Here is a 25727-nt window from a genome sequence, read left to right on the forward strand (position 1 = left end):
ATATGCGCACCTCCCTCATATTATCCTTGTTTTTGTTTGTGTTTCGGGTTTTCACAAATAACCATAACTTTACCTTTTCTACGAATAACTTTACATTTTTCGCAGATCGGCTTAACAGATGGTCTCACTTTCATCTTATAATACCTCCCTAGTAGTACGGAGTGCCAAAAATAGGTTTATTTAAAACGATACGTAATTCTACCGCGTGTTAAATCGTATGGAGAAAGCTCCACTGTTACTTTATCTCCTGGTAGGATTCGGATAAAGTGCATACGGATTTTCCCAGATACGTGGGCCAATACTGTATGACCATTTTCCAATTCTACTTTAAACATTGCATTTGGTAAAGTCTCAACGACTGTACCTTCTACTTCAATTACATCGTCTTTCGCCATTAATTATGTTCTCCCTTCTTCAAATCAGTAACAAGCTCATTGACAAAATTCGTCAGTGCAAAACGCATCTTACTATTTGTCACACGGCCTGTTTCCTTCATACTGTTCTGAACTTCTGGAGACACGTAATCAAAAAATTCAAGATGATGAATGTTCTTTTTCTTTGGGCGGTCAAACTTCCGCTTGTCTCCATCCGCTAGGACGACAAAACGCTCATCAAGAATTTTAATAATTACGGCATACTGTCCGGCATCTCTGCCTTGAGTAATCAAAACAAATTGGCCTATTTCCAAATTCGAATACGAATGGTTCAAGGCAATCACCTCTTAGGCTTTTGTTAAGATCTCATAGCCAGTTTCTGTAATAGCGACCGTATGTTCAAAATGAGCACACATCTTACCATCAACAGTAACAACAGTCCAGTCATCTGCCAACGTTTTTACGTAGCGGGTGCCTGCATTGACCATTGGTTCAATCGCAAGAACCATACCAGGTTTTAACCGTGGACCTTTATTGGGTGGTCCATAATGAGGAATTTGTGGGTCTTCATGTAAGTCTTGACCAATTCCATGCCCTACATACTCTCTCACGATTGAAAAATCATGTGCTTCCGCATACGTCTGAATAGCATGGGAGACATCAGAGAGACGAGCGCCCGGTTTTACTTGCTCAATGCCTTCATATAAAGATTTCTCGGTGATTTCGAGTAAACGCTGTGTTTCGTCAGATATACTGCCGACAGCATACGTCCAAGCGGAGTCTCCGTGATAGCCATTATATTTTGCACCGATATCTATGCTAATGATATCACCGTCTTTCAACACGCGATCGCCGGGAATACCATGAACAAGTTCTTCATTAACAGAAGCACAGATGCTTCCGCGAAAACCATTATACCCTTTAAACGATGGAATTGCATCATGTTTGCGGATGAATTCCTCCGCAATATTATCCAATTGCTTCGTTGTAACTCCAGGTATAATATGTTTCTTAAGCTCTTGATGAGTTAGAGCGACAATTTTACCTGCTTCTCTCATGATTTCAAGCTCACGAGGAGTTTTACAGATAATCATTACGCACGACCTCCAAGAAGCTCTTTTATATCTGCAAATACCTTATCAATGGCCTGTTGACCATCAATGTTGCGAAGATACCCTTTAGATTCGTAAAAATCCAATAAAGGTTTCGACTGTTTCACATTTACTTCCAGACGATTACCGACTGTTTCTTCATTGTCATCAGCACGCTGATACAACTCACCGCCGCACTTGTCACAAACACCATCTTTTGCAGGTGGGTTGAAAACCAAGTGGTAAGTAGATCCACAATCTTTACAAATTCGACGTCCTGTTAAACGTTCCATAAGAATGCTTTGGTCCACATTGACATTTATGACAAAATCAATGCTTCTTCCTAATTCTCCAAGCAATTGCTCTAAAGCTTCTGCTTGAGGAACAGTTCTCGGGAAACCATCTAATAGAAAGCCTTCATTGCAATCTTCTTTTTGTAATCTTTCACGAACGATACCGATCGTCACTTCATCCGGAACAAGCTGTCCTTGGTCCATAAAAGACTTAGCTTTAAGACCAAGTTCCGTTTCTTCCTTCATAGCAGCACGAAACATATCTCCAGTAGAGATATGAGGGATATTGTACTTTTCGACAATTCGTTCTGCTTGAGTACCTTTACCGGCACCCGGAAGTCCCATTAGAACTAAATTCATCATTTTGCCCCCTCAGTACCTTAAGAAGTATATTGGGATAGTGCTATCCCAATTACTTCATTACTTTATAAATCCTTTATAATGACGCTTCACTAATTGGCTTTCTAGCTGTTTCATCGTTTCAAGTGCAACCCCTACTACGATGAGTAAGCTGGTACCGCCAATCTGCACTGCTGCAGGGAGGCCGGCAAAGCTCATAAAGATAATTGGTAGGATAGAAATCCCAGCTAAGAATAATGCACCAACAAAAGTTAGGCGGTAAATAATCTTAGTCAAGTATTCCTGTGTATTTACTCCAGGACGAATCCCAGGAATATATCCACCTTGTTTCTTTAAGTTTTCTGCCATTTGTTCAGGATTAGACTGTACAAATGTATAGAAGTAAGTGAAGGCAATAATAAGAGCGACATAAACCACCATACCGATTGGATTTGTATAATCGAAAGAATCGATGATCCATCTTGTTACTGCATTCTCGTTAAAGAATGAAGCAATCGTCGGTGGTGTAATGATAAAGGAAACTGCAAAGATAACAGGAATTACCCCTGCTGCATTTACCTTTAACGGTAAGTGTGTAGTATGTCCTCCACCAGTAGGAGCGCGCCCAGCAGTCTTTTTCGCATACTGGATTGGAATCTTACGTAACGCCTGCTGAATGAAGATAACACCTACGATAACAGCTAAAATTGCAAGAACAATTAACGCAACAATAACAAGGTTTAAGAATAGTTGTTCTCCAGCACCTTGAATCATAGAAGCGTATATTTGATTTGCGCCATTCGGGATGGCTGCAACGATACCAGCAAAGATAAGGATAGATATACCATTCCCCACTCCATGCGCAGTAATTTGCTCACCTAACCACATTAAAAATGCAGTTCCCGCTGTTAAAACAACTGCAATTAATAAATAAGTAGCGATGTTCGGATTTGTAATCAATTGGCCATTGGCCATTGTGTTAAATCCGATTGACATTCCAATTGCCTGGATAAATCCAAGTACAATAGTAAAATACCTAGTGAATTGAGCTAATTTGCGACGTCCAGCTTCTCCTTGTTTTGACCATTCCGTAAACTTAGGAACAACATCCATTTGTAACAATTGTACAATGATGGATGCTGTGATGTATGGCATTACACCCATGGCAAGAATAGAGAAGTTTTCAAGAGCTCCACCACCAAAAGTATTCAGGATACCAAATACACTTAGCTCATCCTGGAATTTCAAAATGTCAGCGTTCACCCCTGGTACTGGGATAAACGTACCGATACGGAAAATGACTAACATTAAAAGGGTGAAGACTATTTTCTTTCTTATATCACCCACGCGCATAAAATTGGAGAATGTCTGGAACATTAAATCACCTCAACTGAACCGCCAGCGGCTTCGATTGCTTCCTTAGCTGCTGAGGAGAATTTATGAGCACGAACTGTAAGTTTTTTCTCAACAGAACCGTTACCCAATACTTTTAAACCAGCGTTTAGTTTGCTAACTAAACCTGTTTCAATAAGTAATTCAGGAGTAACTTCAGTTCCTTCTTCAAAGCGATTCAGTGTATCTAGGTTGATAATTGCATACTCTTTGCGATTGATGTTCGTGAATCCGCGCTTAGGCAAGCGTTGGAATAGAGGTGTTTGACCACCTTCGAATCCAGGACGAACGCCACCGCCAGAGCGTGCATTTTGACCTTTATGACCTTTACCAGAAGTTTTTCCGTTACCAGAACCAGTTCCGCGACCTACACGGTTACGTTCTTTACGGGATCCTTCGTTAGGCTTTAACTCATGAAGTTTCATTGTGGCACCTCCTTATTAAAAAACCGTTTCATATTTATTGCTCTTTCACAGTAACAAGGTGAGATACCTTGTTAATCATTCCACGGATAGCTGCGTTATCCTCATGGACAACTGTTTGGTGCATCTTTTTCAAACCAAGCGTTTGAACAGTCACACGTTGGTCTTGTGGACGACCGATTACACTGCGAGTGAGGGTGATTGCTAATTTGTTCGCCATTTTGTTTCCCTCCTTATCCTAACAGTTCTTCTACCGTTTTACCACGCAATTTTGCAACGTCCTCTGCACGTTTCAATTGCTTCAATCCGTTAAGTGTAGCACGGATCATGTTAATTGGTGTGTTAGATCCTAAAGATTTAGAAAGGATGTCTTGAACACCCGCTAACTCAAGTACCGCACGAACCGGTCCTCCAGCGATAACCCCAGTACCTTCAGAAGCAGGTTTTAATAGGATTTCTCCAGAACCGAACTCTCCAAGTACTTGGTGTGGAATTGTTGTACCAACGATAGGTACAGCAACCAGGTTCTTTTTCGCATCTTCAATTGCTTTACGGATTGCTTCAGGTACTTCTTGTGCTTTACCAGTACCAAAACCAACATTACCGTTTTTATCTCCTACTACTACAAGAGCAGCAAAGCGGAAACGACGTCCACCTTTAACTACTTTCGCAACGCGATTAACCGTAACTACGCGTTCTTCAAGTTCTAATTTGTTTGGATCAATACGACGCATCAGTGTCCCTCCTTTGTCGATTAAAATTCTAGACCGGCCTCACGTGCAGCATCTGCTAATGCTTTCACTTTGCCGTGATATAAGTATCCACCGCGGTCGAATACTACTGATTTAATTCCTTGTTCAATTGCGCGCTTCGCAACTAACTCTCCAACTGCTTTCGCAGATTCAACGTTACTTCCGTTCACTGTTAAGTCTTTATCAAGTGTAGATGCACTTGCAATAGTAACAGCGTTCGTATCGTCAATCACTTGAGCATAAATGTGTTGGTTAGAACGGAACACATTCAAACGAGGACGAGTTGCCGTTCCTGATAACTTAGCACGAACACGAGTGTGTCTTTTCTTACGAGTAGAATTCTTATCAGGTTTAGTAATCATCGTGCAGTCACTCCTTTCTTTCTACTTATGCCGCATTACTTAGCAGTTTTACCTTCTTTACGTCGTACATGTTCACCTTCATAACGAATACCTTTACCTTTGTAAGGCTCTGGTGGACGAACGTCACGAATGTTTGCTGCTAAAGCACCTACGCGCTCTTTATCAATACCTTTAACAACGATTTTTGTGTTTGATGGTACTTCCACTTCAATTCCTTGTTCAGGAGTGATTTCAACTGGATGTGAGTACCCAACGTTAAGAACTAGCTTGCTACCTTGCTTAGAAGCACGGTAACCAACCCCGATAAGTTCTAATCCTCTTTCGAAACCTTTTGTTACACCTTCAACCATGTTGCTTAGAAGGGCACGAGTAGTTCCGTGGATTGTACGGTGTTCTTTGCTTTCAGAAGGACGTACTACTGTTAGCACGTTTTCTTCCAATGTAATAGCCATATCTTGATTGAATGTACGAGTTAATTCACCTTTAGGACCTTTTACGGTAACTGTGTTGTTGTCGTTTGTAATTGTAACCCCAGTTGGGATTTCAATAGGTTTTTTACCTACACGTGACATGAGTTACACCTCCGTTCATTTAAAGAAATTATTACCAAACGTATGCTAATACTTCTCCACCAGCTTGTTTTTGACGAGCTTCTTTATCAGTGATAACACCTTGAGAAGTAGAGATGATCGCAATACCTAAACCATTTAATACACGAGGTACTTCATTTGCTTTTGCATATACACGAAGACCAGGCTTACTGATACGCTTTAGACCAGTAATAACACGCTCGTTGTTTGCACCGTATTTCAAGAAAATACGAATGATACCTTGTTTGTTGTCTTCGATAAATTCTACATCACGTACGAAACCTTCACGCTTTAAGATTTCGGCAACTTCTCTTTTAATTTTGGAAGCTGGAAGTTCAAGCTTCTCGTGACGAACCATGTTCGCATTACGTACGCGAGTAAGCATATCTGCAATAGGATCTGTCATAACCATTTAATTTACCTCCTTCCCATTTATCGGGTTTTACCAACTTGCTTTTTTAACGCCAGGAATTTGGCCTTTATAAGCTAATTCACGGAAACAAATACGGCAAAGCTTAAACTTACGGATTACAGAGTGGGGACGTCCACAACGTTCGCAACGAGTGTAAGCTTGCACGTTATATTTAGGTGTGCGCTTTTGTTTCGCAATCATTGATTTTTTAGCCACATTTTCGCCTCCCTCTACCACACGCTGGTATTATTTTTGGAATGGCATTCCGAAAGATGTTAAAAGCTCACGAGCTTCTTCATCTGTATTAGCAGTGGTAACGATAACGATATCCATACCACGAACCTTGCTAACTTTATCGTAATCAATTTCAGGGAAGATAAGTTGCTCTTTTACACCAAGAGTGTAGTTTCCACGGCCATCAAATGACTTCTTGGAAATTCCACGGAAGTCACGTACACGTGGTAGAGATACTGATACTAACTTATCTAAGAATTGGTACATACGCTCACCGCGTAATGTAACTTTTGCACCGATAGGCATTCCTTCACGAAGACGGAAACCAGCGATAGATTTTTTCGCTTTTGTTACAACAGGTTTTTGACCAGTAATAGCAGTTAACTCTTCAACAGCTGCATCTAGCGCTTTTGAGTTAGCAACCGCATCACCAACACCCATGTTGATAACGATTTTTTCAAGCTTAGGAGCTTGCATCACAGATTTATAGTTAAACTTGCCCATTAGAGCAGGAATAGTCTCACTTTGATACTTTTCTTTTAGGCGGTTCATCAAAAGTACCTCCTTTCTTCAATCGTTCTATTTATCTAATTGTTCACCTGATTTTTTTGCAACACGTACTTTTTTACCGTCAACTACCTTGTATCCTACACGAGTTGGTTCCCCGGACTTAGGATCTAAAGGCATAACGTTTGATACATGAATAGGTGCCTCACGGTTGATAATTCCACCTTGAGGGTTTTCTTGAGATGGCTTAGCGTGTTTTTTGATCACGTTAATACCTTCTACAAGAACACGGTCTTTTTTAGGATAAGATTCTAGGATCACACCTTGTTTTCCTTTATCCTTACCAGAGATAACTACAACTTTATCACCTTTTTTTACATGCATCCTTTCGCACCTCCTTGACAAACATCTTTTCGATTTATTACAAAACTTCTGGAGCTAAAGATACAATCTTCATGTAGCTGTTATCACGTAGTTCACGTGCAACTGGTCCGAAGATACGAGTTCCACGAGGGCTCTTATCATCTTTGATAATGACACATGCGTTCTCATCGAAACGGATATATGAACCATCATTACGACGAACTCCACGTTTTGTACGTACTACTACAGCCTTTACAACGTCACCTTTTTTAACAACGCCTCCTGGTGTTGCTTGTTTCACTGTACAAACAATTACATCACCAACGTTAGCGTATCGACGACCAGATCCACCTAATACTTTAATAGCAAGCACTTCACGAGCACCTGAGTTATCAGCAACTTTCAAACGAGATTCTTGTTGAATCATGCATGGTACCTCCCTTCGGAATTAGATATCCGAACATAAATATTAGATAATTACAGCTTTCTCTACTACCTCTACTAAACGGAAACGCTTCGTTGAAGACAATGGACGAGTTTCCATGATTTTAACGATATCGCCTGTTTTAGCCGTGCTGTTTTCATCATGCGCTTTGTACTTTTTAGAGTACTTTACACGTTTGCCGTAGAGTGGGTGAGTTTTGTAAGTTTCTACAAGTACAGTGATTGTTTTATCCATTTTGTCGGATACAACACGCCCTGTGTAAACTTTACGTTGGTTACGTTCACTCATTTCGCGAACCTCCTCTTAATTATTTGTTAGAAGCGATCTCTCTCTCGCGAACAACTGTTTTCATACGAGCGATTGACTTACGTACTTCGCGAATACGAGCAGTGTTTTCTAATTGACCAGTCGCTAATTGAAAGCGTAGGTTGAATAACTCTTCTTTTAAAGACTTCACTTTTTGTTCGATCTCAGCAGTGGTTAAGTCGCGTAGTTCATTAGCTTTCATTAGATTCACCACCAATTTCTTCACGTTTTACAAACTTACATTTAACTGGCAACTTGTGCATAGCTAAACGTAAAGCTTCACGAGCTACTTCTTCAGATACACCTGAAATTTCAAACATAACCTTTCCAGGTTTTACAACCGCTACCCATCCTTCTGGAGCACCTTTACCGGAACCCATTCGGACCTCTAGAGGTTTAGCTGTATATGGCTTTGAAGGGAAAATTTTAATCCAAACTTTACCGCCACGTTTCATATAACGAGTCATCGCACGACGAGCAGACTCGATTTGACGGTTTGTAATCCAAGATGCTTCTAGAGATTGCAATCCGTACTCACCGAAGTGTACTTCAGTACCGCCTTTAGCGTTACCACGCATTTTACCACGATGTTCGCGACGATATTTCACGCGTTTTGGTAATAACATAATTATTTTCCTCCTTCCTCATTTTTCTTCTTTGTAGGAAGGACCTCTCCACGGTAGATCCATACTTTCACACCTAATTTACCGTAAGTTGTATCAGCTTCAGCTGTACCGTAGTCAATATCAGCGCGAAGAGTATGAAGTGGAACTGTACCCTCACTATAATGTTCAGAACGAGCGATGTCTGCTCCGCCTAAGCGACCAGATACCATTGTTTTAATACCTTTCGCACCAGCACGCATTGCACGTTGGATCGCTTGCTTTTGTGCACGACGGAAAGATACGCGGTTTTCTAGTTGACGAGCGATGTTCTCAGCTACTAATTTAGCATCAAGATCTGCTCTTTTAACCTCTAAAATGTTGATGTGAACACGTTTACCAGTTAGTTGGTTTAGTGCTTTACGTAGAGCTTCAACTTCCGTACCACCTTTACCAATAACCATTCCTGGCTTAGCAGTGTGAACAGTTACGTTCAAACGGTTAGCAGCACGTTCGATTTCTACTTTAGAAACAGATGCGTCATTTAGACGTTTTGCAATATATTCACGAACTTTGATGTCTTCATGTAACAGGTTAGCGTAGTCTTTACCTGCGTACCACTTGGACTCCCAGTCACGAATAATTCCTACACGAAGACCGATCGGATTTACCTTTTGACCCACTGATTATCCCTCCTTCTTTTCTGATACCACGATTGTAATGTGGCTAGTACGTTTGTTGATCTGGCTCGCACGACCCATTGCACGAGGGCGGAAACGTTTCAAAGTTGGTCCTTCGTTAACGTAAGCCTCTGTAACAACTAGTGTGTTTGCGTCCATTTCATAGTTATGCTCTGCATTTGCAATAGCGGACTTTAGAACTTTTTCGATAATTGGTGAAGCAGCTTTTGGAGTTAACTTCAAAATAGCTACCGCTTCGCCTGCTTGCTTGCCTCGAATTAAATCCATAACTAGACGAGCTTTACGAGGAGCAATACGAACTGTTCTTGCAACAGCTTTAGCTTGCATGTAAAAGCCTCCTCTCTAATTAGCGTTTTGTTTTCTTATCATCATTTGCGTGACCTTTGTAAGTACGAGATGGAGCGAATTCTCCAAGCTTGTGACCTACCATGTCTTCAGTCACGTATACTGGTACGTGTTTACGGCCATCATATACAGCGATTGTATGTCCAATAAATTGTGGGAATATAGTAGAACGACGAGACCAAGTTTTTACAACTTGCTTACCCTCAGTTTCATTTAACTTTTCAATCTTGTTCATTAAATGATCATCTACAAAAGGCCCTTTCTTTAAGCTGCGACCCATGTGGAAACCTCCCTTCGTGATTGCTCTACGGCTCTTGTGAACCGTAGTACAACCCCGTTATTTTTTACGACGACGAACGATAAATTTGTCAGACTTGTTTTTCTTCTTACGGGTTTTGAAACCAAGAGTTGGTTTACCCCAAGGAGTCATTGGTGACTTACGTCCGATTGGTGAACGTCCTTCACCACCACCGTGTGGGTGATCGTTAGGGTTCATTACAGAACCACGTACAGTTGGGCGAATACCCATCCAACGAGAACGTCCCGCTTTACCAATGTTGATAAGTTCGTGCTGCTCGTTTCCAACTTGACCTACTGTAGCACGGCAAGTAGAAAGGATCATACGAGTTTCACCAGAAGTTAAACGTACAAGTACGTATTTACCTTCTTTACCAAGTACTTGTGCAGATGTACCTGCAGAGCGAACTAATTGTCCACCTTTACCTGGTTTTAATTCGATGTTGTGAACTACAGTACCTACTGGAATGTTGATTAGTGGTAATGCATTTCCTACTTTGATGTCTGCTTCTGGACCAGCCATTACAGTTAATCCTACTTCTAAACCTTTAGGAGCAAGGATGTAACGCTTTTCTCCATCTGCATAGTGAATTAACGCGATATTAGCGGAACGGTTAGGATCGTACTCGATTGTAGCAACGCGTCCTGGTATACCATCTTTATCACGCTTAAAGTCGATGACGCGGTATTGACGTTTATGTCCACCACCTTGGTGACGTACAGTCAATTTACCTTGGTTATTACGACCACCTTTTTTGTGCAACGGTTGCAGCAAGCTTTTTTCTGGTTTGTCTGTAGTAATCTCAGCAAAATCAGAAACGGTCATGCCACGACGTCCATTAGAGGTTGGTTTGTATTTTTTGATCGCCATCATGTTCCCTCCTTTTCAATGATGTTTTTTTATTTTGTATTAAACCTCGAAGAATTCGATTTCTTTGCTATCAGCTTTTAAAGTTACGATAGCTTTTCTACGACGGTTAGTTAATCCGCTATGACGACCTACACGACGGAATTTACCTTTGTAGTTCATGATGTTTACTTTTTCAACTTTAACGCCAAAGATTGCTTCAACAGCATCTTTCACTTCAGTTTTATTAGCTCTAACATCTACTTCAAACGTATATTTCTTTTCAGTCATTAAATCTGTAGAACGCTCAGTAATCACGGGGCGCTTAAGAACATCACGATGATCTCTCATTATGCAAGCACCTCCTCTAATTTTTGAACAGCGTCTTTCGTAAAGATTACTTTATCATGGTTAACAACGTCTAATACGTTAACACCATTTGCAGTAACAACTGTTACACCAGGAATGTTACGAGCAGATAAAGCAACGTTTTCGTCAGCGTCAGCTGTTACGATTAACGCTTTACGATTGATTTCTAAACCTTTTAATACAGAAGTCATTTCTTTTGTTTTTGGAGCATCAAAAGCTAATCCTTCTAATACTAATAGTTCATTTTCTAATACCTTAGATGATAATGCAGATTTGATAGCTAAGCGACGAACTTTCTTAGGAAGTTTGTAGCTGTAGCTTCTTGGTGTAGGACCGAATACGATACCACCACCACGCCATTGTGGAGAGCGGATAGATCCTTGACGAGCACGACCAGTACCCTTTTGACGCCAAGGTTTACGACCACCACCGGCTACTTCAGAACGTCCTTTCACTTTAGAAGTTCCTTGACGTTGAGATGCTCTTTGCATAACGATCGCATCGAACAATACGCTGTTATTTGGCTCAATACCAAAAACAGTATCTGCTAATTCAACTTCACCAACGTTAGCGCCAGCTTGGTTGTATAATGCTACTTTAGGCATTTGTAGTTCCTCCTTTCCTAAAACAATTAGTTTGCTTTTACCGCACTTTTAATTGTGATTAAAGATTTTCTTGGACCAGGTACGTTTCCTTTTACTAAAAGAAGGTTACGCTCTGCGTCAACTTTTACGATTTCAAGGTTCTGGATAGTTACACGCTCTCCGCCCATGCGTCCAGGTAATAATTTACCTTTGAATACGCGGTTTGGAGCAACAGGTCCCATAGAACCAGGACGACGGTGATAACGGGAACCGTGGCTCATAGGGCCGCGAGATTGTCCGTGGCGCTTGATAGAGCCTTGGAAACCTTTACCTTTTGAAATTCCTGTTACATCTACTACATCGCCTGCAGCGAAAATATCAACTTTGACTTCTTGACCAACTTCTAAGCCTGCCCCTGCGAATTCGCGAATGAAGCGCTTAGGTGCTGTGTTTGCTTTAGCAACATGTCCTTTTTCAGGCTTGTTCGCTAATTTATCACGTTTGTCAGCAAAACCAAGTTGTACTGCTTCATAACCATCTGTATCCACTGTCTTTACTTGAAGAACTACGTTTGGGGCAGCTTCAACAACAGTTACAGGGATAAGATCTCCGTTTTCAGCAAAAACTTGAGTCATACCGACTTTTCTTCCTAAGATTCCTTTGGTCATTAGTCACACCTCCTAGATTAATAAGTATTTATTGATTAAAGCTTGATTTCGATGTCCACACCAGATGGAAGATCTAAACGCATTAAGCTGTCAACCGTTTGTGGTGTTGGGTTAATGATATCGATTAAGCGCTTATGAGTGCGCATTTCGAATTGCTCACGAGAATCTTTGTATTTGTGTACCGCACGTAGGATCGTGTATACAGATCTTTCAGTCGGTAACGGAATTGGACCAGAAACTGTTGCACCAGAACGTTTTGCAGTTTCAACGATCTTCTCAGAAGATTGATCTAAAATTCTGTGATCATAAGCTTTTAAACGAATGCGAATCTTTTCTTTTGCCATTATTTTCCCTCCTTTTTTCGCCTATATTATTGATAGACATTCTCCGTGAAAATTAACCTGACGCACTCGCCATGGCAAAGCGGCCGGGTGTGTCAGCAACCTTTCACATCATCGCAGTCAAAGACCAACATTATCTATTATACATTGGTATATTAGACAATGCAACTATATTTCTAATAAATATATCTCTGAACACTTTTTCTATTATAACGACTTGCAAAAGCTATTGCAACATGAGACTAGCAGAAATTTCGGATTCAGTTTTTTCCAGTTCGGGGTAAGATATTTTGTTCGGTATATTATATAGAAGAAAGTAGGGATTTTGAGTAAGAGTAAGTGGATTGGTTGTGGTGTTTTAGATTATGAATTATAGGTTTGTTTTACGGGTTTGGGGAGATTTTTGTTTTTGGGGTACAAGGGTAGATCAATTCTTCCAAATTCCTTAATACTGTTTGTGGGATCTCCAAAGGTTTTTGATTTTGTTCGAAAGGTTTGTTAGATTGCTCCATTGGTTTTCGGGTTAGCTCGAAAGGTTTGACGCTTTGCTTCATTGCTTTCCTATTTTGCTCCAAAGGTTTGACTCTTCGCTTCATTGCTTTCCACTTTTGCTCCAAAGGTTTCACACTTTGCTTCATAGCTTTCCAACTCTACTCCACAGGATTCACACTTTGCTTCATAGCTTTCCCATTTCGCTCGAAAGCTTTTCTACTTTGCTTCAAAAGTCTCCGGTTTTGCACGATAGGTTTGATGGTAAGCTTAAAATGTTTCATAAACCCTTCATAGCTCTCCGTCTTCTTTTAAGATATTCCATCATATTCCTTCTACTTTCACCAATAGATTCATAATATCCATCATATTCTCCCTAATCATCACTAACTGGTACGATATGGCCAGATCTGGTATAGACATAGAAAAACCGGCACCCCTAGGGATACCGGTTTGTAGATTAGAGATTATTCTTGGATAGATGCTACTACTCCAGCACCTACAGTACGTCCACCCTCACGGATAGAGAACTTAGTTCCTTCTTCGATAGCGATTGGAGCGATAAGCTCAACAGTCATTTCAACGTTGTCGCCAGGCATAACCATTTCTACGCCTTCAGGAAGTTGACAAATACCAGTTACGTCAGTTGTACGGAAGTAGAACTGAGGACGGTAGTTTGTGAAGAATGGAGTGTGACGTCCACCCTCTTCTTTAGAAAGAACATAAACTTCTGCTTTGAACTTTGTGTGTGGAGTGATTGTACCAGGCTTAGCTAATACTTGTCCACGTTGGATGTCGTCACGAGCAACTCCACGAAGAAGTGCACCGATGTTGTCTCCAGCTTCTGCATAGTCAAGAAGCTTACGGAACATTTCTACTCCAGTTACTGTAGTAGATTTTGCTTCTTCAGCGATACCGATGATATCGATAGTGTCTCCAACTTTAACTTGTCCACGCTCAACACGACCTGTAGCAACTGTTCCACGACCAGTGATAGAGAATACGTCCTCAACTGGCATCATGAATGGCTTTTCAGTGTCACGCTCAGGAGTTGGGATGTACTCATCAACAGCGTTCATTAATTCAACGATTCTTTCTTCCCAATCAGCATCTCCTTCAAGAGCTTTAAGAGCAGAACCTTTGATTACAGGAACGTCGTCTCCAGGGAAATCGTACTCAGAAAGAAGGTCACGAACTTCCATTTCAACTAATTCTAATAGTTCTTCGTCGTCTACCATGTCGCATTTGTTTAAGAATACTACTAGGTAAGGTACACCTACTTGACGAGAAAGAAGGATGTGCTCACGAGTTTGTGGCATTGGACCATCAGCAGCAGATACTACTAGGATTCCGCCGTCCATTTGAGCAGCACCAGTGATCATGTTTTTAACGTAGTCAGCATGTCCTGGGCAGTCAACGTGTGCATAGTGACGGTTTTCAGTTTCGTACTCAACGTGAGCTGTAGAAATTGTGATTCCACGCTCTCTTTCTTCTGGAGCAGCATCGATCATGTCGTATGCCATTGCAGCACCTTTACCACTGCGCTTAGCAAGAACAGTAGTGATTGCAGCTGTTAAAGTTGTTTTACCGTGGTCAACGTGACCGATTGTACCGATATTAGCATGAGTCTTGGATCTATCGAATTTCTCTTTACCCATTGTTATATCCTCCTTAAATTTCATTATTATTAGTTTTATATGTTATTAATAAGTGAAACCCACTTATTAACCTACATACTATTTATAAAACAAGATTGGGTGAAAATCAATTATTCACCTTTATTTTTTTTGATGATTTCTTCAGAAATAGATTTAGGAACTTCTTCGTAGTGATCGAAATGCATTGTGAACACTCCACGCCCTTGTGTGTTAGAACGAAGAGATGTTGCATAACCAAACATTTCAGATAGTGGAACCATCGCACGAACTACTTGAGCGTTACCGCGAGCTTCCATACCTTCTACACGACCACGACGGGAAGTGATACCACCCATGATGTCTCCCATGTACTCTTCAGGTGTCACTACTTCAACTTTCATGACAGGCTCAAGAATTACAGGATTACACTTAGATACTGCATTTTTAAGTGCTAAAGATGCAGCAACTTTAAACGCCATCTCAGAGGAGTCAACGTCATGGTAAGAACCGTCTACTAATGCAGCTTTTACATCAATTAGAGGGTAACCAGCTAGTACACCGTTCCCCATTGAATCTTCAAGACCAGCTTGAACTGCAGGTACGTATTCACGAGGTACTACCCCACCAACGATTTTGTTTTCAAACTCGAAGCCTTTTCCTTCTTCGTTTGGTTCGAATTCGATCCAAACGTGTCCGAATTGACCGCGTCCACCAGATTGACGAGCAAATTTCCCTTCAACTCTTGCAGAAGCACGGAACGTTTCACGGTATGCTACTTGAGGAGCACCTACGTTTGCTTCAACTTTGAATTCACGCTTCATACGATCAACTAGGATATCAAGGTGAAGCTCACCCATACCTGCGATGATTGTTTGACCAGTTTCCTGATCTGTATGTGCGCGGAAAGTTGGATCTTCTTCTTGTAGCTTTTGTAGCGCAGTTGTCATTTTATCTTGGTCAGCTTTTGATTTAGGCTCAACAGATAATTGGATAACTGGCTCTGGGAATTCCATGGACTCCAAAATAACTTGGTGTTTGTCGTCACATAGAGTGTCACCAGTAGTTGTGTCTTTAAGACCAACTGCAGCTGCGATATCACCAGAGTATACTACTGGGATTTCTTCACGGCTGTTTGCATGCATTTGTAGGATACGTCCTACACGCTCACGCTTGCCTTTTGTAGAGTTGATAACGTAAGAACCGGAGTTTAATGTACCAGAGTACACACGGAAGAACGTTAATTTACCTACATAAGGGTCAGTCATAACTTTGAATGCAAGAGCAGCAAACGGGTTGTCGTCTCCAGATTCACGAGTTACTTCTTCATCAGTATCAGGAATGATACCTTTGATTGCTGGTACGTCGGTTGGTGCTGGTAGGTAATCAATAACTGCATCAAGCATTAATTGAACACCTTTGTTTTTGAATGCAGAACCACAGATAACTGGGTAGAATTCAACGTTACAAGTACCTTTACGGATAGTCGCTTTCAACTCTTCAGTTGTAAGCTCTTCACCTTCTAAGTACTTCATCATTAATTCTTCGTCAAGTTCTGCAACTGCTTCTACAAGACGTTGACGGTATTCGTCTGCTTGCTCTTTGTATTCAGCAGGGATTTCTTTTGCCTCTGTACGAGTACCAAGGTCATCCTCGTAGAAGTATGCAACCATTTCTACTAGGTCGATGATACCGTTGAACTCATCTTCAGCTCCGATTGGAAGTTGAATTGGATGAGCATTTGCTTGAAGGCGGTCATGGATTGTTCCAACAGAGTATAAGAAGTCTGCACCGATTTTGTCCATTTTGTTAACGAACACGATACGGGGAACACCATAAGTTGTAGCTTGGCGCCAAACTGTTTCAGTTTGTGGCTCTACTCCAGATTGTGCATCAAGTACCGCTACTGCTCCATCAAGTACACGAAGGGAACGCTCAACTTCAACTGTGAAGTCTACGTGTCCTGGTGTATCGATAATGTTTACACGGTGGTTTTTCCATTGAGCTGTTGTCGCAGCAGACGTGATTGTAATTCCACGCTCTTGCTCTTGCTCCATCCAGTCCATTTGGGAAGCACCTTCATGAGTTTCACCGATTTTGTGAATACGTCCTGTGTAGAACAAAACACGTTCTGTGGTAGTTGTTTTACCAGCATCGATGTGAGCCATGATACCGATATTACGTGTTTTATCTAAGGAGAACTCTCTTGCCATAGTGTATTTCTCCTTCCTAAGTAACTAGAATGTATTTATGCCTAAAGCTGTTAAGTCGGAAACCTAACAGCTCTAGATAATATGTGATCTTACCAGCGGTAGTGAGCAAACGCTTTGTTTGCTTCTGCCATTTTGTGCATATCTTCACGCTTCTTAACAGAAGCACCAGTGTTGTTCGCTGCATCTAGGATTTCGTTAGCTAAACGCTCTTCCATCGTTTTTTCTCCACGAAGACGAGAGTAGTTAACTAGGTAACGAAGACCTAAAGTCGTGCGACGGTCTGGGCGCACCTCTACAGGTACTTGGTAGTTTGCTCCACCTACACGGCGTGCTCTTACTTCAAGAACAGGCATGATGTTTTTCATCGCTTGTTCGAACACTTCCATAGGTTCTTGTCCGGAACGCTCACCAACTAGTTTGAATGCATTATAGATGATAGCTTGAGATTTACCTCTTTTGCCATCGATCATCAATTTATTTACAAGACGAGTTACTAACTTTGAGTTGTATAACGGATCTGGTAATACGTCTCTTTTTGCAACAGGGCCTTTACGTGGCATATTTATTTCCTCCTTTCGGGTAGCTTGTTGTTATACTTTTGCAACATATTATTTCTTAGCTGCTTTTGGTCTCTTAGTACCATATTTAGAACGACCTTGCATACGGTTGTTAACTCCCGCAGTATCAAGCGCTCCACGAACGATGTGGTAACGTACCCCTGGTAAGTCTTTTACACGACCACCGCGAATTAAAACTACGCTATGCTCTTGTAAGTTATGACCGATACCTGGGATATAAGCAGTTACCTCAATTTGGTTTGTTAAACGAACACGAGCATATTTACGTAATGCGGAGTTCGGTTTTTTCGGAGTCATTGTACCAACACGAGTACATACACCACGTTTTTGAGGTGAAGACACATCAGTTTGAGCCTTCTTGAAACTGTTATAACCTTTGTTTAAAGCCGGAGATTTAGACTTTACAACTTTACTTGTACGACCTTTGCGCACTAATTGGTTAATAGTAGGCATTAATATTTCCTCCTTCCTAATGTTTTAAGACCACATATCCAGGTGGTTCATTTTTAGGTAAAAAACAAAGTCTTTGCGAATGTACACTCACAAAAACAGTTTTTATTGAATAATCGCAACAGCTGAGGCACCTACTTCAATCCCGCAAGCTTTTCCGAGTTTTTTCATCGAATCCACTTTTAAGACTGGAATATTGTGCTCATTAGCAGTTTGGGCAACTTTCTGTGTTACTAGCACATCCGCATCCTCTGCAATGACAACCTCTTTTACTGTCCCGTTTTTCAGCGCCTTCACGGTTTGTTTTGTACCAACAATGAAGGTATTTGCCTGCATTACTTTTTCATAAGACATAAATATATCCTCCAAAGCCACAGGTTATATAAGCACCTTTGCTATATTACCATCTCTATTTTTGAATGTCAACAAATAATTTATTAACATTGAAAAGATTGTCGGGGGAGTCCCGACAATCTTTCCGTTATTCCACTGTTACCGGTTCTTCTTTACCAACTTCTTTAGTTAGATCGAACTTGCGATAACGGTTCATACCAGTACCAGCAGGAACCAATTTACCGATGATAACATTTTCTTTCAAACCTAATAGCTCATCTCGTTTTCCTTTTATCGCTGCATCTGTCAAGACTCTTGTAGTTTCTTGGAAGGATGCTGCAGATAGGAAGGAATCCGTTTCTAGAGATGCTTTTGTAATACCTAGTAATACCGGTCGGCCTGTTGCAGGAGTGTTTCCTTCCAGTAGTACACGTTCATTGGCATCCGTAAATTGATGGATCTCAAGAAGCGTTCCTGGTAGGACATTCGTATCCCCTGCATCAATGACACGTACTTTACGAAGCATTTGACGTACCATAACCTCTACGTGTTTGTCTCCAATTTCTACCCCTTGCATACGGTATACTTTTTGAACTTCACGCAGTAAGTATTCTTGTACAGCATTCATGTCTTTTACTTTCAGAAGTTCTTTTGGATCGATAGAACCTTCTGTAAGCTCCTGACCACGAGCAACTTCGGCGTTGACACCCATTTTCAAGCGGGCAGTGTATGGTACAGTATAGCTTCTTGATTCCACTTCACCTTGGACTGTGATTTCCTGCTGGCGATCACGGCCTTCACTAATGGAAGTGATGACTCCATCGATTTCAGAGATAACCGCTTGACCTTTAGGGTTACGCGCTTCAAACAACTCTTGGATACGCGGTAAACCTTGGGTGATATCGTCTCCAGCAACTCCACCTGTATGGAATGTACGCATCGTTAACTGTGTTCCTGGCTCTCCGATAGATTGAGCAGCGATAATACCTACCGCTTCACCAACCTCTACCTCTAGGCCAGTCGCAAGGTTACGTCCGTAACATTTTTTACATACTCCATGGCGAGTGTTACATGTGAATACGGAACGAATCCATACATCTTCCACGCCTGCTTCTACGATAATTGTTGCGATATCTTCTGTAATTAAGTCGTTTTCGTCTACAAGAATTTCTCCTGTTTCAGGATGCTTTACTGCTTTTCTTGCATAACGGCCAATTAGACGTTCTTCCAGCTTTTCTACTACCTCTGTTCCATCCATTAAAGCAGTGATGTGCAATCCGCGATCTGTACCACAATCCTTCTCGCGGACAATAACATCTTGTGCTACGTCTACAAGTCGGCGTGTTAAGTAACCGGAATCGGCAGTTTTAAGTGCTGTATCGGCAAGACCTTTACGGGCACCATGGGTAGAGATAAAGTATTCCAATACCGTTAGACCTTCACGGAAACTGGATTTAATCGGAAGTTCGATGATACGTCCAGACGGGTTGGCCATTAGTCCACGCATACCAGCCAGCTGTGTAAAGTTAGATGCGTTACCACGGGCACCAGAATCACTCATCATAAAGATGTGGTTTAGACGTGGCAGGGATTGCATCAACTTCGCCTGTATTCTATCCTTTGCTGCACTCCAAATAGAAATAACGCGATCATAGCGCTCTTCTTCTGTGATAAGACCACGACGGAATTGTTTAAGAACCGTATCTACTTTCGTCTGTGCTTCAACCAAGATTTCCTCTTTCTCTTTAAGAACCACGATATCTGATACACCTACTGTAATACCAGCTTTAGTGGAGTGACGGAATCCAAGGTTTTTCATGCGGTCCAGCATCTCAGACGTTTGAGTAATCTTAAAGCGTTTGAACACTTCCGCGATGATATTTCCAAGAATCTTCTTCTTAAATGGATCGATTATTTCTTGTGCTTGAATTTTTTCTTTAACATTCGCACCTTTTTCAACAAAGTATTTATCCGGAGTGTTTACTTCGAGATTATGCTTTGTAGGTTCGTTAATGTATGGGAATGACGGTGGCAGGATTTCATTAAAGATCAACTTCCCTACTGTCGTCACTAATAGTTTTTGCTTTTGCTCTTCAGTAAATGTTTCGTTATTTAAAGATCCAGCATAAACAGCTACACGTGTGTGTAAATGAACATACCCATTTGCATATGCAATAAGTGCTTCATTTGTATCTTTAAATACCATACCTTCTCCAACAGCATTTTCACGCTCTAGAGTTAGATAGTAGTTACCAAGTACCATATCCTGAGATGGCGTTACAACCGGCTTACCATCCTTAGGGTTAAGGATGTTTTGCGCTGCTAGCATCAAAATACGAGCTTCGGCTTGCGCTTCTGCAGATAGTGGTACGTGAACTGCCATTTGGTCTCCATCAAAGTCCGCATTGTATGCTGTACATACTAGTGGGTGAAGACGAATAGCGCGCCCTTCTACTAATGTTGGTTCAAATGCTTGAATACCAAGTCTGTGAAGAGTTGGGGCACGGTTTAGGAGAACTGGATGTTCTTTAATAACAGATTCCAATACATCCCAAACCTCTGGTTGTACGCGTTCTATCTTACGCTTTGCACTCTTGATGTTGTGTGCAAGACCTCGCTCAACAAGCTCCTTCATCACAAATGGCTTGAATAGCTCAAGTGCCATTTCTTTTGGTAAACCACATTGATACATTTTTAAGTTAGGACCTACTACGATTACGGAACGACCAGAATAGTCAACACGCTTACCTAGTAGGTTCTGACGGAAACGTCCTTGTTTTCCTTTCAGCATATGAGAAAGGGATTTCAATGGACGGTTACCTGGTCCTGTTACAGGACGTCCACGGCGACCATTGTCAATCAATGCATCTACCGCTTCTTGAAGCATACGTTTTTCATTTTGAACGATGATGCTAGGCGCTCCAAGGTCCAAAAGACGTTTTAGACGGTTGTTACGGTTAATAACTCGACGGTACAAGTCATTAAGGTCAGAAGTCGCGAAACGGCCACCATCAAGTTGAACCATTGGACGTAATTCTGGTGGAATAACCGGAAGTACATCAAGGATCATCCAAGATGGTTCATTACCAGAACCACGGAAAGATTCCAACACTTCTAGACGTTTAATAGCTCTTGTACGACGCTGTCCTTGAGCCGTTTTCAACTCTTCTTTTAACGTGTCTACTTCTTTTTCCAAGTCGATATCAAAAAGAAGTTTTTTAATTGCTTCCGCACCCATAGATGCTTGGAAAGTCTGCCCGTACTTTTCTCGGTACGCACGGAATTCCTTTTCAGAAAGCAATTGCTTCTTCTCAAGTGGTGTATCACCTGTTTCTGTTACAACGTAAGATGCGAAGTAGATAACTTCTTCCAATGCACGCGGGGACATGTCAAGAACAAGACCCATACGGCTTGGAATCCCTTTGAAATACCAGATATGGGAGACAGGAGCAGCAAGCTCGATGTGACCCATGCGCTCACGACGAACCTTCGCTCTTGTAACTTCCACTCCACAGCGGTCACAAACAACGCCCTTATAACGGACGCGTTTGTATTTTCCACAGTGACACTCCCAGTCCTTTGTTGGACCGAAAATACGTTCACAAAATAGCCCATCTTTCTCTGGCTTTAATGTACGATAGTTAATGGTTTCAGGCTTTTTGACTTCCCCGAAAGACCAGGATCTGATCTTGTCAGGAGAAGCAAGGCCTATTTTCATATACTCAAAATTATTAACATCTAGCAAGGGGCCTACCTCCCTTATAATCTACAGGTTCTACCCAAATGCTCCAGCTAAATCCTGTTGGCATTAGTCTTTAGCGACAGTTTCTTTTACTTCTTCTACTTGATCAGAGTCTAAGGAAATACCTTCTGAAGATTGCTCTTCATCATCTTCCATATCTCTCATTTCAATTTCTTTTTCATCGCCGGAGAGGATTTTTACGTCCATACCTAAACTTTGAAGTTCTTTGATAAGTACTTTGAAAGATTCAGGAACTCCTGGCTCCGGTACGTTTTCACCTTTTACGATTGCCTCGTACGTTTTCACACGTCCTACTACATCATCAGATTTAACGGTTAAGATTTCTTGAAGTGTATAAGCAGCACCATATGCCTCAAGTGCCCATACTTCCATCTCACCAAAACGTTGTCCACCGAATTGAGCTTTACCACCAAGTGGCTGTTGTGTTACTAGTGAGTATGGTCCAGTTGAACGGGCGTGTAGCTTATCGTCAACCATGTGTGCAAGCTTAATCATGTACATGATTCCTACAGATACACGGCTATCGAAAGGTTCACCTGTTCTTCCGTCATACAGAACGGTTTTAGCGTCTCTTGCCATACCAGCTTCTTCTAGCGTACTCCATACATCTTCTTCACGAGCTCCATCAAATACTGGGGAAGCAACATGGATACCAAGCGTTCTTGCCGCCATACCCAAGTGTAACTCCAATACCTGACCGATGTTCATACGAGATGGTACCCCTAATGGGTTTAACATGATGTCAATTGGCGTACCATCTGGAAGATAAGGCATATCTTCTTCTGGTAAAATACGAGAGATTACACCTTTGTTACCATGTCGTCCTGCCATTTTATCTCCTTCAGAAATTTTACGCTTCTGAACGATATAAACGCGAACTAATTGGTTTACACCTGGTGGTAACTCGTCACCATCTTCACGATTAAATACTTTAACATCAAGTACAATACCGCCGCCGCCATGTGGAACTCTAAGTGAAGTATCACGAACTTCACGAGCTTTTTCTCCAAAGATTGCGTGTAAGAGACGTTCTTCTGCAGTCAATTCCGTTACACCCTTAGGCGTTACTTTTCCAACTAGCAAATCACCATCTTTCACTTCTGCACCGATACGGATGATTCCACGATCATCAAGGTTTTTCAAAGCCTCTTCCCCAACGTTAGGAATATCGCGAGTGATTTCTTCTGGTCCAAGCTTCGTGTCGCGAGCTTCTGATTCATATTCTTCAATATGAATGGAAGTGTACACATCATCTTTTACCAAACGTTCACTCATGATGATGGCATCCTCATAGTTATAACCATCCCATGTCATAAATCCTACAAGCACGTTACGACCAAGTGCTAGTTCTCCTTTTTCCATGGAAGGTCCGTCAGCAAGGATTTCTCCTTTTGTGACTACATCACCAACAGAGACGATTGGACGCTGATTATAACAAGTACCTTGGTTAGAACGAATGAATTTAAGCATTCTATATTTATCAAGATTACCTTTTACCTGTTTACCATCAATTTCTTCCACGCGACGCACCCATACTTCACGGGCTTCTACACGTTCTACCACACCTGGATGCTTACAAATAACAGCAGCACCGGAGTCTTTAGCAGATACGTGCTCCATACCTGTACCGACAATCGGAGATTCCGGTTGCATTAATGGTACAGCTTGTCGTTGCATGTTCGCTCCCATAAGAGCACGGTTAGAGTCATCGTTTTCCAAGAATGGAATACAAGCTGTCGCAGCGGATACTACCTGTTTAGGAGAAACGTCCATGTAGTCGATTCTCTCGCTAACAACAACCGTGTTTTCTCCACGGAAACGGGAAACTACATTTTCATCAAGGAATGCGCCATCTTCACCTAGACGAGCATTCGCTTGTGCCACTACATAGTTATCCTCTTCATCTGCAGTTAAGTAATCAATTTGGTCAGTCACGCGTCCCGTTTCAGGATCTACACGTCTATATGGTGTCTCGATAAAACCAAATTTGTTTACTTTCGCAAAAGATGATAGGGAGTTAATCAAACCAATGTTTGGTCCCTCTGGAGTTTCAATCGGACACATACGTCCATAGTGGGAGTAGTGAACATCACGCACTTCAAATCCAGCGCGCTCACGTGTTAAACCACCAGGTCCAAGTGCAGATAGTCTGCGTTTATGCGTCAACTCAGCTAATGGATTCGTTTGATCCATGAACTGTGATAATTGAGAGCTTCCAAAGAATTCTTTGATAGATGCGATAACAGGTCTGATATTGATTAGCTGCTGAGGTGTAATCGTGTTTGTATCCTGGATGGACATTCTTTCACGAACTACACGCTCCATTCTAGATAGACCGATACGGAATTGGTTCTGTAAAAGCTCACCAACTGAACGTAAACGACGGTTTCCAAGGTGATCAATATCATCTGTATCGCCTACACCGTGTAAAAGATCGAAGAAATAACTGATAGAAGCAATAATATCAGCTGGCGCAATATGCTTTACTTTTTCTTCTATAAAGCCATTGCCAAGCACAAGAATTTCTTTTTCTCCTTCTGCATCGTTCGGTGCATATATCTTAATAGATTGCATTGGTACTTCATCTTCCACAACTCCACCATGTGGATGGAAAGAAGTAAGTCCTACGCCATCTTCAATGAAAGGTAAAATTCGATCCAGTGTTCTGCGATCCAAAAGTGTACCTTTCTCAACGATAATTTCGCCAGTTTCTGGGTCCACTAATGTTTCAGCGATACGTTGATTAAATAGCCTATTTTTAATATGAAGCTTTTTATTAATCTTGTATCTTCCAACACTTGCTAAATCATAACGTTTAGGATCAAAAAATCTAGACTCCAATAAACTTTTCGCATTTTCAACCGTTGGTGGCTCACCAGGGCGAAGACGCTCATATATTTCTAATAATGCCTTTTCAGTACTTTCTGTGTTATCCTTATCTAAAGTGTTTCGCAAGTATTCGTTTTCACCAAGAAGATCAATAATCTCCTGATCAGAGCCGAACCCAAGGGCACGCAAAAGAACCGTTACTGGTAGTTTACGAGTACGATCGATACGAACATATACAACATCTTTAGCGTCAGTCTCGTACTCTAACCATGCACCACGGTTTGGAATAACAGTTGCCGAAAAGCCTTTTTTACCATTTTTATCCACTTTTCCGCTGTAATACACACTCGGAGAACGCACTAACTGAGATACAATAACACGTTCTGCCCCATTAATAACGAACGTACCAGTATCCGTCATTAACGGGAAATCACCCATAAATACATCCTGGTCTTTCACTTCACCAGTTTCCTTGTTAATGAGACGAACCTTCACACGTAAAGGAGCGGAGTATGTAACATCTCTTTCCTTTGATTCTTCAACAGAATATTTTGGTTCCCCTAAGCTATAATCGATGAATTCTAAAGATAGATTTCCAGTGAAGTCTTCAATCGGAGAAATATCATGGAACATTTCTCTTAATCCCTCATCAAGGAACCATTGATAAGAAGAAGATTGAATTTCTATTAGATTTGGTAATTCTAATACTTCACTAATGCGAGCATAACTTCTGCGTTGGCGGTGTCGTCCGTATTGAACTAGTTGACCTGTCAACTGATTCACCCCTCGTATCAAGCGTTAT

The 25727-nt window shown here is 41.4% G+C and carries 35 protein-coding genes; all 35 read right to left on the reverse strand.

Annotation, left to right across the window (positions count from 1 at the left end; all coding sequences use genetic code 11):
* Nucleotides 1-20: 20 nt before the first annotated feature.
* Complete coding sequence (rpmJ, locus tag LRP81_RS14870; protein ID WP_003156543.1) at nucleotides 21-134, reverse strand: 50S ribosomal protein L36; 114 nt, start codon at nucleotides 132-134, stop codon at nucleotides 21-23.
* Nucleotides 135-176: 42 nt separating this feature from the next.
* Nucleotides 177-395: a translation initiation factor IF-1 gene (gene infA, locus LRP81_RS14875; protein WP_003348578.1), complete on the reverse strand. Its 219-nt coding sequence runs from the start codon at nucleotides 393-395 to the stop codon at nucleotides 177-179.
* Nucleotides 395-709, reverse strand: a complete 315-nt coding sequence (locus tag LRP81_RS14880) for a KOW domain-containing RNA-binding protein (protein WP_317987084.1) — start codon at nucleotides 707-709, stop codon at nucleotides 395-397. Before LRP81_RS14880 ends, infA begins: the two co-directional genes overlap by 1 nt.
* 12 nt (nucleotides 710-721) lie before the next feature.
* Nucleotides 722-1468, reverse strand: a complete 747-nt coding sequence (gene map, locus LRP81_RS14885; protein WP_230502452.1) for a type I methionyl aminopeptidase — start codon at nucleotides 1466-1468, stop codon at nucleotides 722-724.
* Nucleotides 1468-2118: an adenylate kinase gene (locus LRP81_RS14890; RefSeq protein ID WP_230502454.1), complete on the reverse strand. Its 651-nt coding sequence runs from the start codon at nucleotides 2116-2118 to the stop codon at nucleotides 1468-1470. The genes map and LRP81_RS14890 overlap by 1 nt, the downstream gene beginning before the upstream one ends.
* Before the next feature lie 60 nt (nucleotides 2119-2178).
* The gene (secY, locus tag LRP81_RS14895; protein WP_230502456.1) at nucleotides 2179-3474 is read right to left on the reverse strand and encodes a preprotein translocase subunit SecY; all 1296 of its coding nucleotides are present in this window, start codon (nucleotides 3472-3474) and stop codon (nucleotides 2179-2181) included.
* Entirely contained in the window at nucleotides 3474-3914 is a 441-nt protein-coding gene (gene rplO, locus LRP81_RS14900) for a 50S ribosomal protein L15 (RefSeq protein WP_230502458.1), read from the reverse strand. Before rplO ends, secY begins: the two co-directional genes overlap by 1 nt.
* Before the next feature lie 34 nt (nucleotides 3915-3948).
* Nucleotides 3949-4131: a 50S ribosomal protein L30 gene (gene rpmD / locus LRP81_RS14905; RefSeq protein ID WP_047972360.1), complete on the reverse strand. Its 183-nt coding sequence runs from the start codon at nucleotides 4129-4131 to the stop codon at nucleotides 3949-3951.
* A gap of 13 nt (nucleotides 4132-4144) precedes the next feature.
* A complete protein-coding gene (gene rpsE / locus LRP81_RS14910; RefSeq protein WP_060666597.1) occupies nucleotides 4145-4645 on the reverse strand; it encodes a 30S ribosomal protein S5 in 501 nt (166 codons plus the stop codon).
* 20 nt (nucleotides 4646-4665) lie between these two features.
* Nucleotides 4666-5025, reverse strand: coding sequence for a 50S ribosomal protein L18 (gene rplR / locus LRP81_RS14915; protein WP_230502460.1), 360 nt, complete (start codon nucleotides 5023-5025; stop codon nucleotides 4666-4668).
* Between the two features lie 35 nt (nucleotides 5026-5060).
* A complete protein-coding gene (gene rplF / locus LRP81_RS14920) occupies nucleotides 5061-5597 on the reverse strand; it encodes a 50S ribosomal protein L6 (RefSeq protein WP_230502462.1) in 537 nt (178 codons plus the stop codon).
* A gap of 31 nt (nucleotides 5598-5628) precedes the next feature.
* Entirely contained in the window at nucleotides 5629-6027 is a 399-nt protein-coding gene (gene rpsH, locus LRP81_RS14925) for a 30S ribosomal protein S8 (RefSeq protein WP_230502464.1), read from the reverse strand.
* A 30-nt stretch (nucleotides 6028-6057) separates the two neighbouring features.
* On the reverse strand, nucleotides 6058-6243 hold the full coding sequence (locus LRP81_RS14930; protein ID WP_060666600.1) for a type Z 30S ribosomal protein S14: 186 nt from the start codon (nucleotides 6241-6243) through the stop codon (nucleotides 6058-6060).
* A 30-nt stretch (nucleotides 6244-6273) separates the two neighbouring features.
* On the reverse strand, nucleotides 6274-6813 hold the full coding sequence (gene rplE / locus LRP81_RS14935; RefSeq protein ID WP_230502466.1) for a 50S ribosomal protein L5: 540 nt from the start codon (nucleotides 6811-6813) through the stop codon (nucleotides 6274-6276).
* A gap of 27 nt (nucleotides 6814-6840) precedes the next feature.
* Nucleotides 6841-7152, reverse strand: coding sequence for a 50S ribosomal protein L24 (gene rplX / locus LRP81_RS14940; RefSeq protein WP_230502468.1), 312 nt, complete (start codon nucleotides 7150-7152; stop codon nucleotides 6841-6843).
* 37 nt (nucleotides 7153-7189) lie between these two features.
* A complete protein-coding gene (gene rplN / locus LRP81_RS14945) occupies nucleotides 7190-7558 on the reverse strand; it encodes a 50S ribosomal protein L14 (RefSeq protein WP_230502470.1) in 369 nt (122 codons plus the stop codon).
* Between the two features lie 42 nt (nucleotides 7559-7600).
* Nucleotides 7601-7864 carry a 30S ribosomal protein S17 gene (gene rpsQ, locus LRP81_RS14950; protein ID WP_230502472.1) on the reverse strand — a complete coding sequence of 88 codons (264 nt, stop codon included), beginning with the start codon at nucleotides 7862-7864 and terminating at the stop codon, nucleotides 7601-7603.
* A 19-nt stretch (nucleotides 7865-7883) separates the two neighbouring features.
* The gene (gene rpmC, locus LRP81_RS14955) at nucleotides 7884-8084 is read right to left on the reverse strand and encodes a 50S ribosomal protein L29 (protein ID WP_010191499.1); all 201 of its coding nucleotides are present in this window, start codon (nucleotides 8082-8084) and stop codon (nucleotides 7884-7886) included.
* Nucleotides 8074-8508 carry a 50S ribosomal protein L16 gene (rplP, locus tag LRP81_RS14960; protein WP_230502474.1) on the reverse strand — a complete coding sequence of 145 codons (435 nt, stop codon included), beginning with the start codon at nucleotides 8506-8508 and terminating at the stop codon, nucleotides 8074-8076. Before rplP ends, rpmC begins: the two co-directional genes overlap by 11 nt.
* 2 nt (nucleotides 8509-8510) lie before the next feature.
* Nucleotides 8511-9167: a 30S ribosomal protein S3 gene (gene rpsC, locus LRP81_RS14965; protein ID WP_230502476.1), complete on the reverse strand. Its 657-nt coding sequence runs from the start codon at nucleotides 9165-9167 to the stop codon at nucleotides 8511-8513.
* A 3-nt stretch (nucleotides 9168-9170) separates the two neighbouring features.
* Entirely contained in the window at nucleotides 9171-9512 is a 342-nt protein-coding gene (gene rplV / locus LRP81_RS14970) for a 50S ribosomal protein L22 (RefSeq protein WP_230502478.1), read from the reverse strand.
* A gap of 19 nt (nucleotides 9513-9531) precedes the next feature.
* Nucleotides 9532-9810 carry a 30S ribosomal protein S19 gene (gene rpsS, locus LRP81_RS14975; protein ID WP_230502480.1) on the reverse strand — a complete coding sequence of 93 codons (279 nt, stop codon included), beginning with the start codon at nucleotides 9808-9810 and terminating at the stop codon, nucleotides 9532-9534.
* Nucleotides 9811-9867: 57 nt separating this feature from the next.
* The gene (gene rplB / locus LRP81_RS14980; RefSeq protein ID WP_230502482.1) at nucleotides 9868-10698 is read right to left on the reverse strand and encodes a 50S ribosomal protein L2; all 831 of its coding nucleotides are present in this window, start codon (nucleotides 10696-10698) and stop codon (nucleotides 9868-9870) included.
* Between the two features lie 39 nt (nucleotides 10699-10737).
* Nucleotides 10738-11025 (reverse strand): 50S ribosomal protein L23, encoded by a 288-nt coding sequence (gene rplW / locus LRP81_RS14985; protein WP_230502485.1) that lies wholly within the window; start codon nucleotides 11023-11025, stop codon nucleotides 10738-10740.
* On the reverse strand, nucleotides 11025-11648 hold the full coding sequence (gene rplD / locus LRP81_RS14990; RefSeq protein WP_230502486.1) for a 50S ribosomal protein L4: 624 nt from the start codon (nucleotides 11646-11648) through the stop codon (nucleotides 11025-11027). The genes rplW and rplD overlap by 1 nt, the downstream gene beginning before the upstream one ends.
* A 26-nt stretch (nucleotides 11649-11674) precedes the next feature.
* Nucleotides 11675-12295 carry a 50S ribosomal protein L3 gene (rplC, locus tag LRP81_RS14995; protein WP_230502488.1) on the reverse strand — a complete coding sequence of 207 codons (621 nt, stop codon included), beginning with the start codon at nucleotides 12293-12295 and terminating at the stop codon, nucleotides 11675-11677.
* 35 nt (nucleotides 12296-12330) lie between these two features.
* Complete coding sequence (gene rpsJ, locus LRP81_RS15000; protein WP_010191483.1) at nucleotides 12331-12639, reverse strand: 30S ribosomal protein S10; 309 nt, start codon at nucleotides 12637-12639, stop codon at nucleotides 12331-12333.
* Nucleotides 12640-13019: 380 nt separating this feature from the next.
* Nucleotides 13020-13274: a hypothetical protein gene (locus tag LRP81_RS15005; protein ID WP_230502490.1), complete on the reverse strand. Its 255-nt coding sequence runs from the start codon at nucleotides 13272-13274 to the stop codon at nucleotides 13020-13022.
* A 318-nt stretch (nucleotides 13275-13592) separates the two neighbouring features.
* Nucleotides 13593-14783, reverse strand: a complete 1191-nt coding sequence (gene tuf, locus LRP81_RS15010; RefSeq protein ID WP_230502492.1) for an elongation factor Tu — start codon at nucleotides 14781-14783, stop codon at nucleotides 13593-13595.
* A gap of 110 nt (nucleotides 14784-14893) precedes the next feature.
* Nucleotides 14894-16972 carry an elongation factor G gene (gene fusA / locus LRP81_RS15015; protein WP_230502494.1) on the reverse strand — a complete coding sequence of 693 codons (2079 nt, stop codon included), beginning with the start codon at nucleotides 16970-16972 and terminating at the stop codon, nucleotides 14894-14896.
* Nucleotides 16973-17061: 89 nt separating this feature from the next.
* Entirely contained in the window at nucleotides 17062-17532 is a 471-nt protein-coding gene (gene rpsG, locus LRP81_RS15020; RefSeq protein ID WP_010191480.1) for a 30S ribosomal protein S7, read from the reverse strand.
* A 48-nt stretch (nucleotides 17533-17580) separates the two neighbouring features.
* On the reverse strand, nucleotides 17581-18003 hold the full coding sequence (gene rpsL / locus LRP81_RS15025) for a 30S ribosomal protein S12 (protein WP_152442834.1): 423 nt from the start codon (nucleotides 18001-18003) through the stop codon (nucleotides 17581-17583).
* Between the two features lie 102 nt (nucleotides 18004-18105).
* Nucleotides 18106-18354, reverse strand: a complete 249-nt coding sequence (locus LRP81_RS15030) for a 50S ribosomal protein L7ae-like protein (protein WP_230502496.1) — start codon at nucleotides 18352-18354, stop codon at nucleotides 18106-18108.
* Between the two features lie 127 nt (nucleotides 18355-18481).
* Nucleotides 18482-22078 (reverse strand): DNA-directed RNA polymerase subunit beta', encoded by a 3597-nt coding sequence (gene rpoC / locus LRP81_RS15035; RefSeq protein ID WP_230502499.1) that lies wholly within the window; start codon nucleotides 22076-22078, stop codon nucleotides 18482-18484.
* A gap of 63 nt (nucleotides 22079-22141) precedes the next feature.
* On the reverse strand, nucleotides 22142-25699 hold the full coding sequence (rpoB, locus tag LRP81_RS15040; RefSeq protein WP_230502501.1) for a DNA-directed RNA polymerase subunit beta: 3558 nt from the start codon (nucleotides 25697-25699) through the stop codon (nucleotides 22142-22144).
* Nucleotides 25700-25727: the final 28 nt, after the last annotated feature.

This window comes from Sutcliffiella rhizosphaerae (genome assembly GCF_917563925.1).
GTDB lineage: Bacteria > Bacillota > Bacilli > Bacillales > Bacillaceae_I > Sutcliffiella_A > Sutcliffiella_A rhizosphaerae.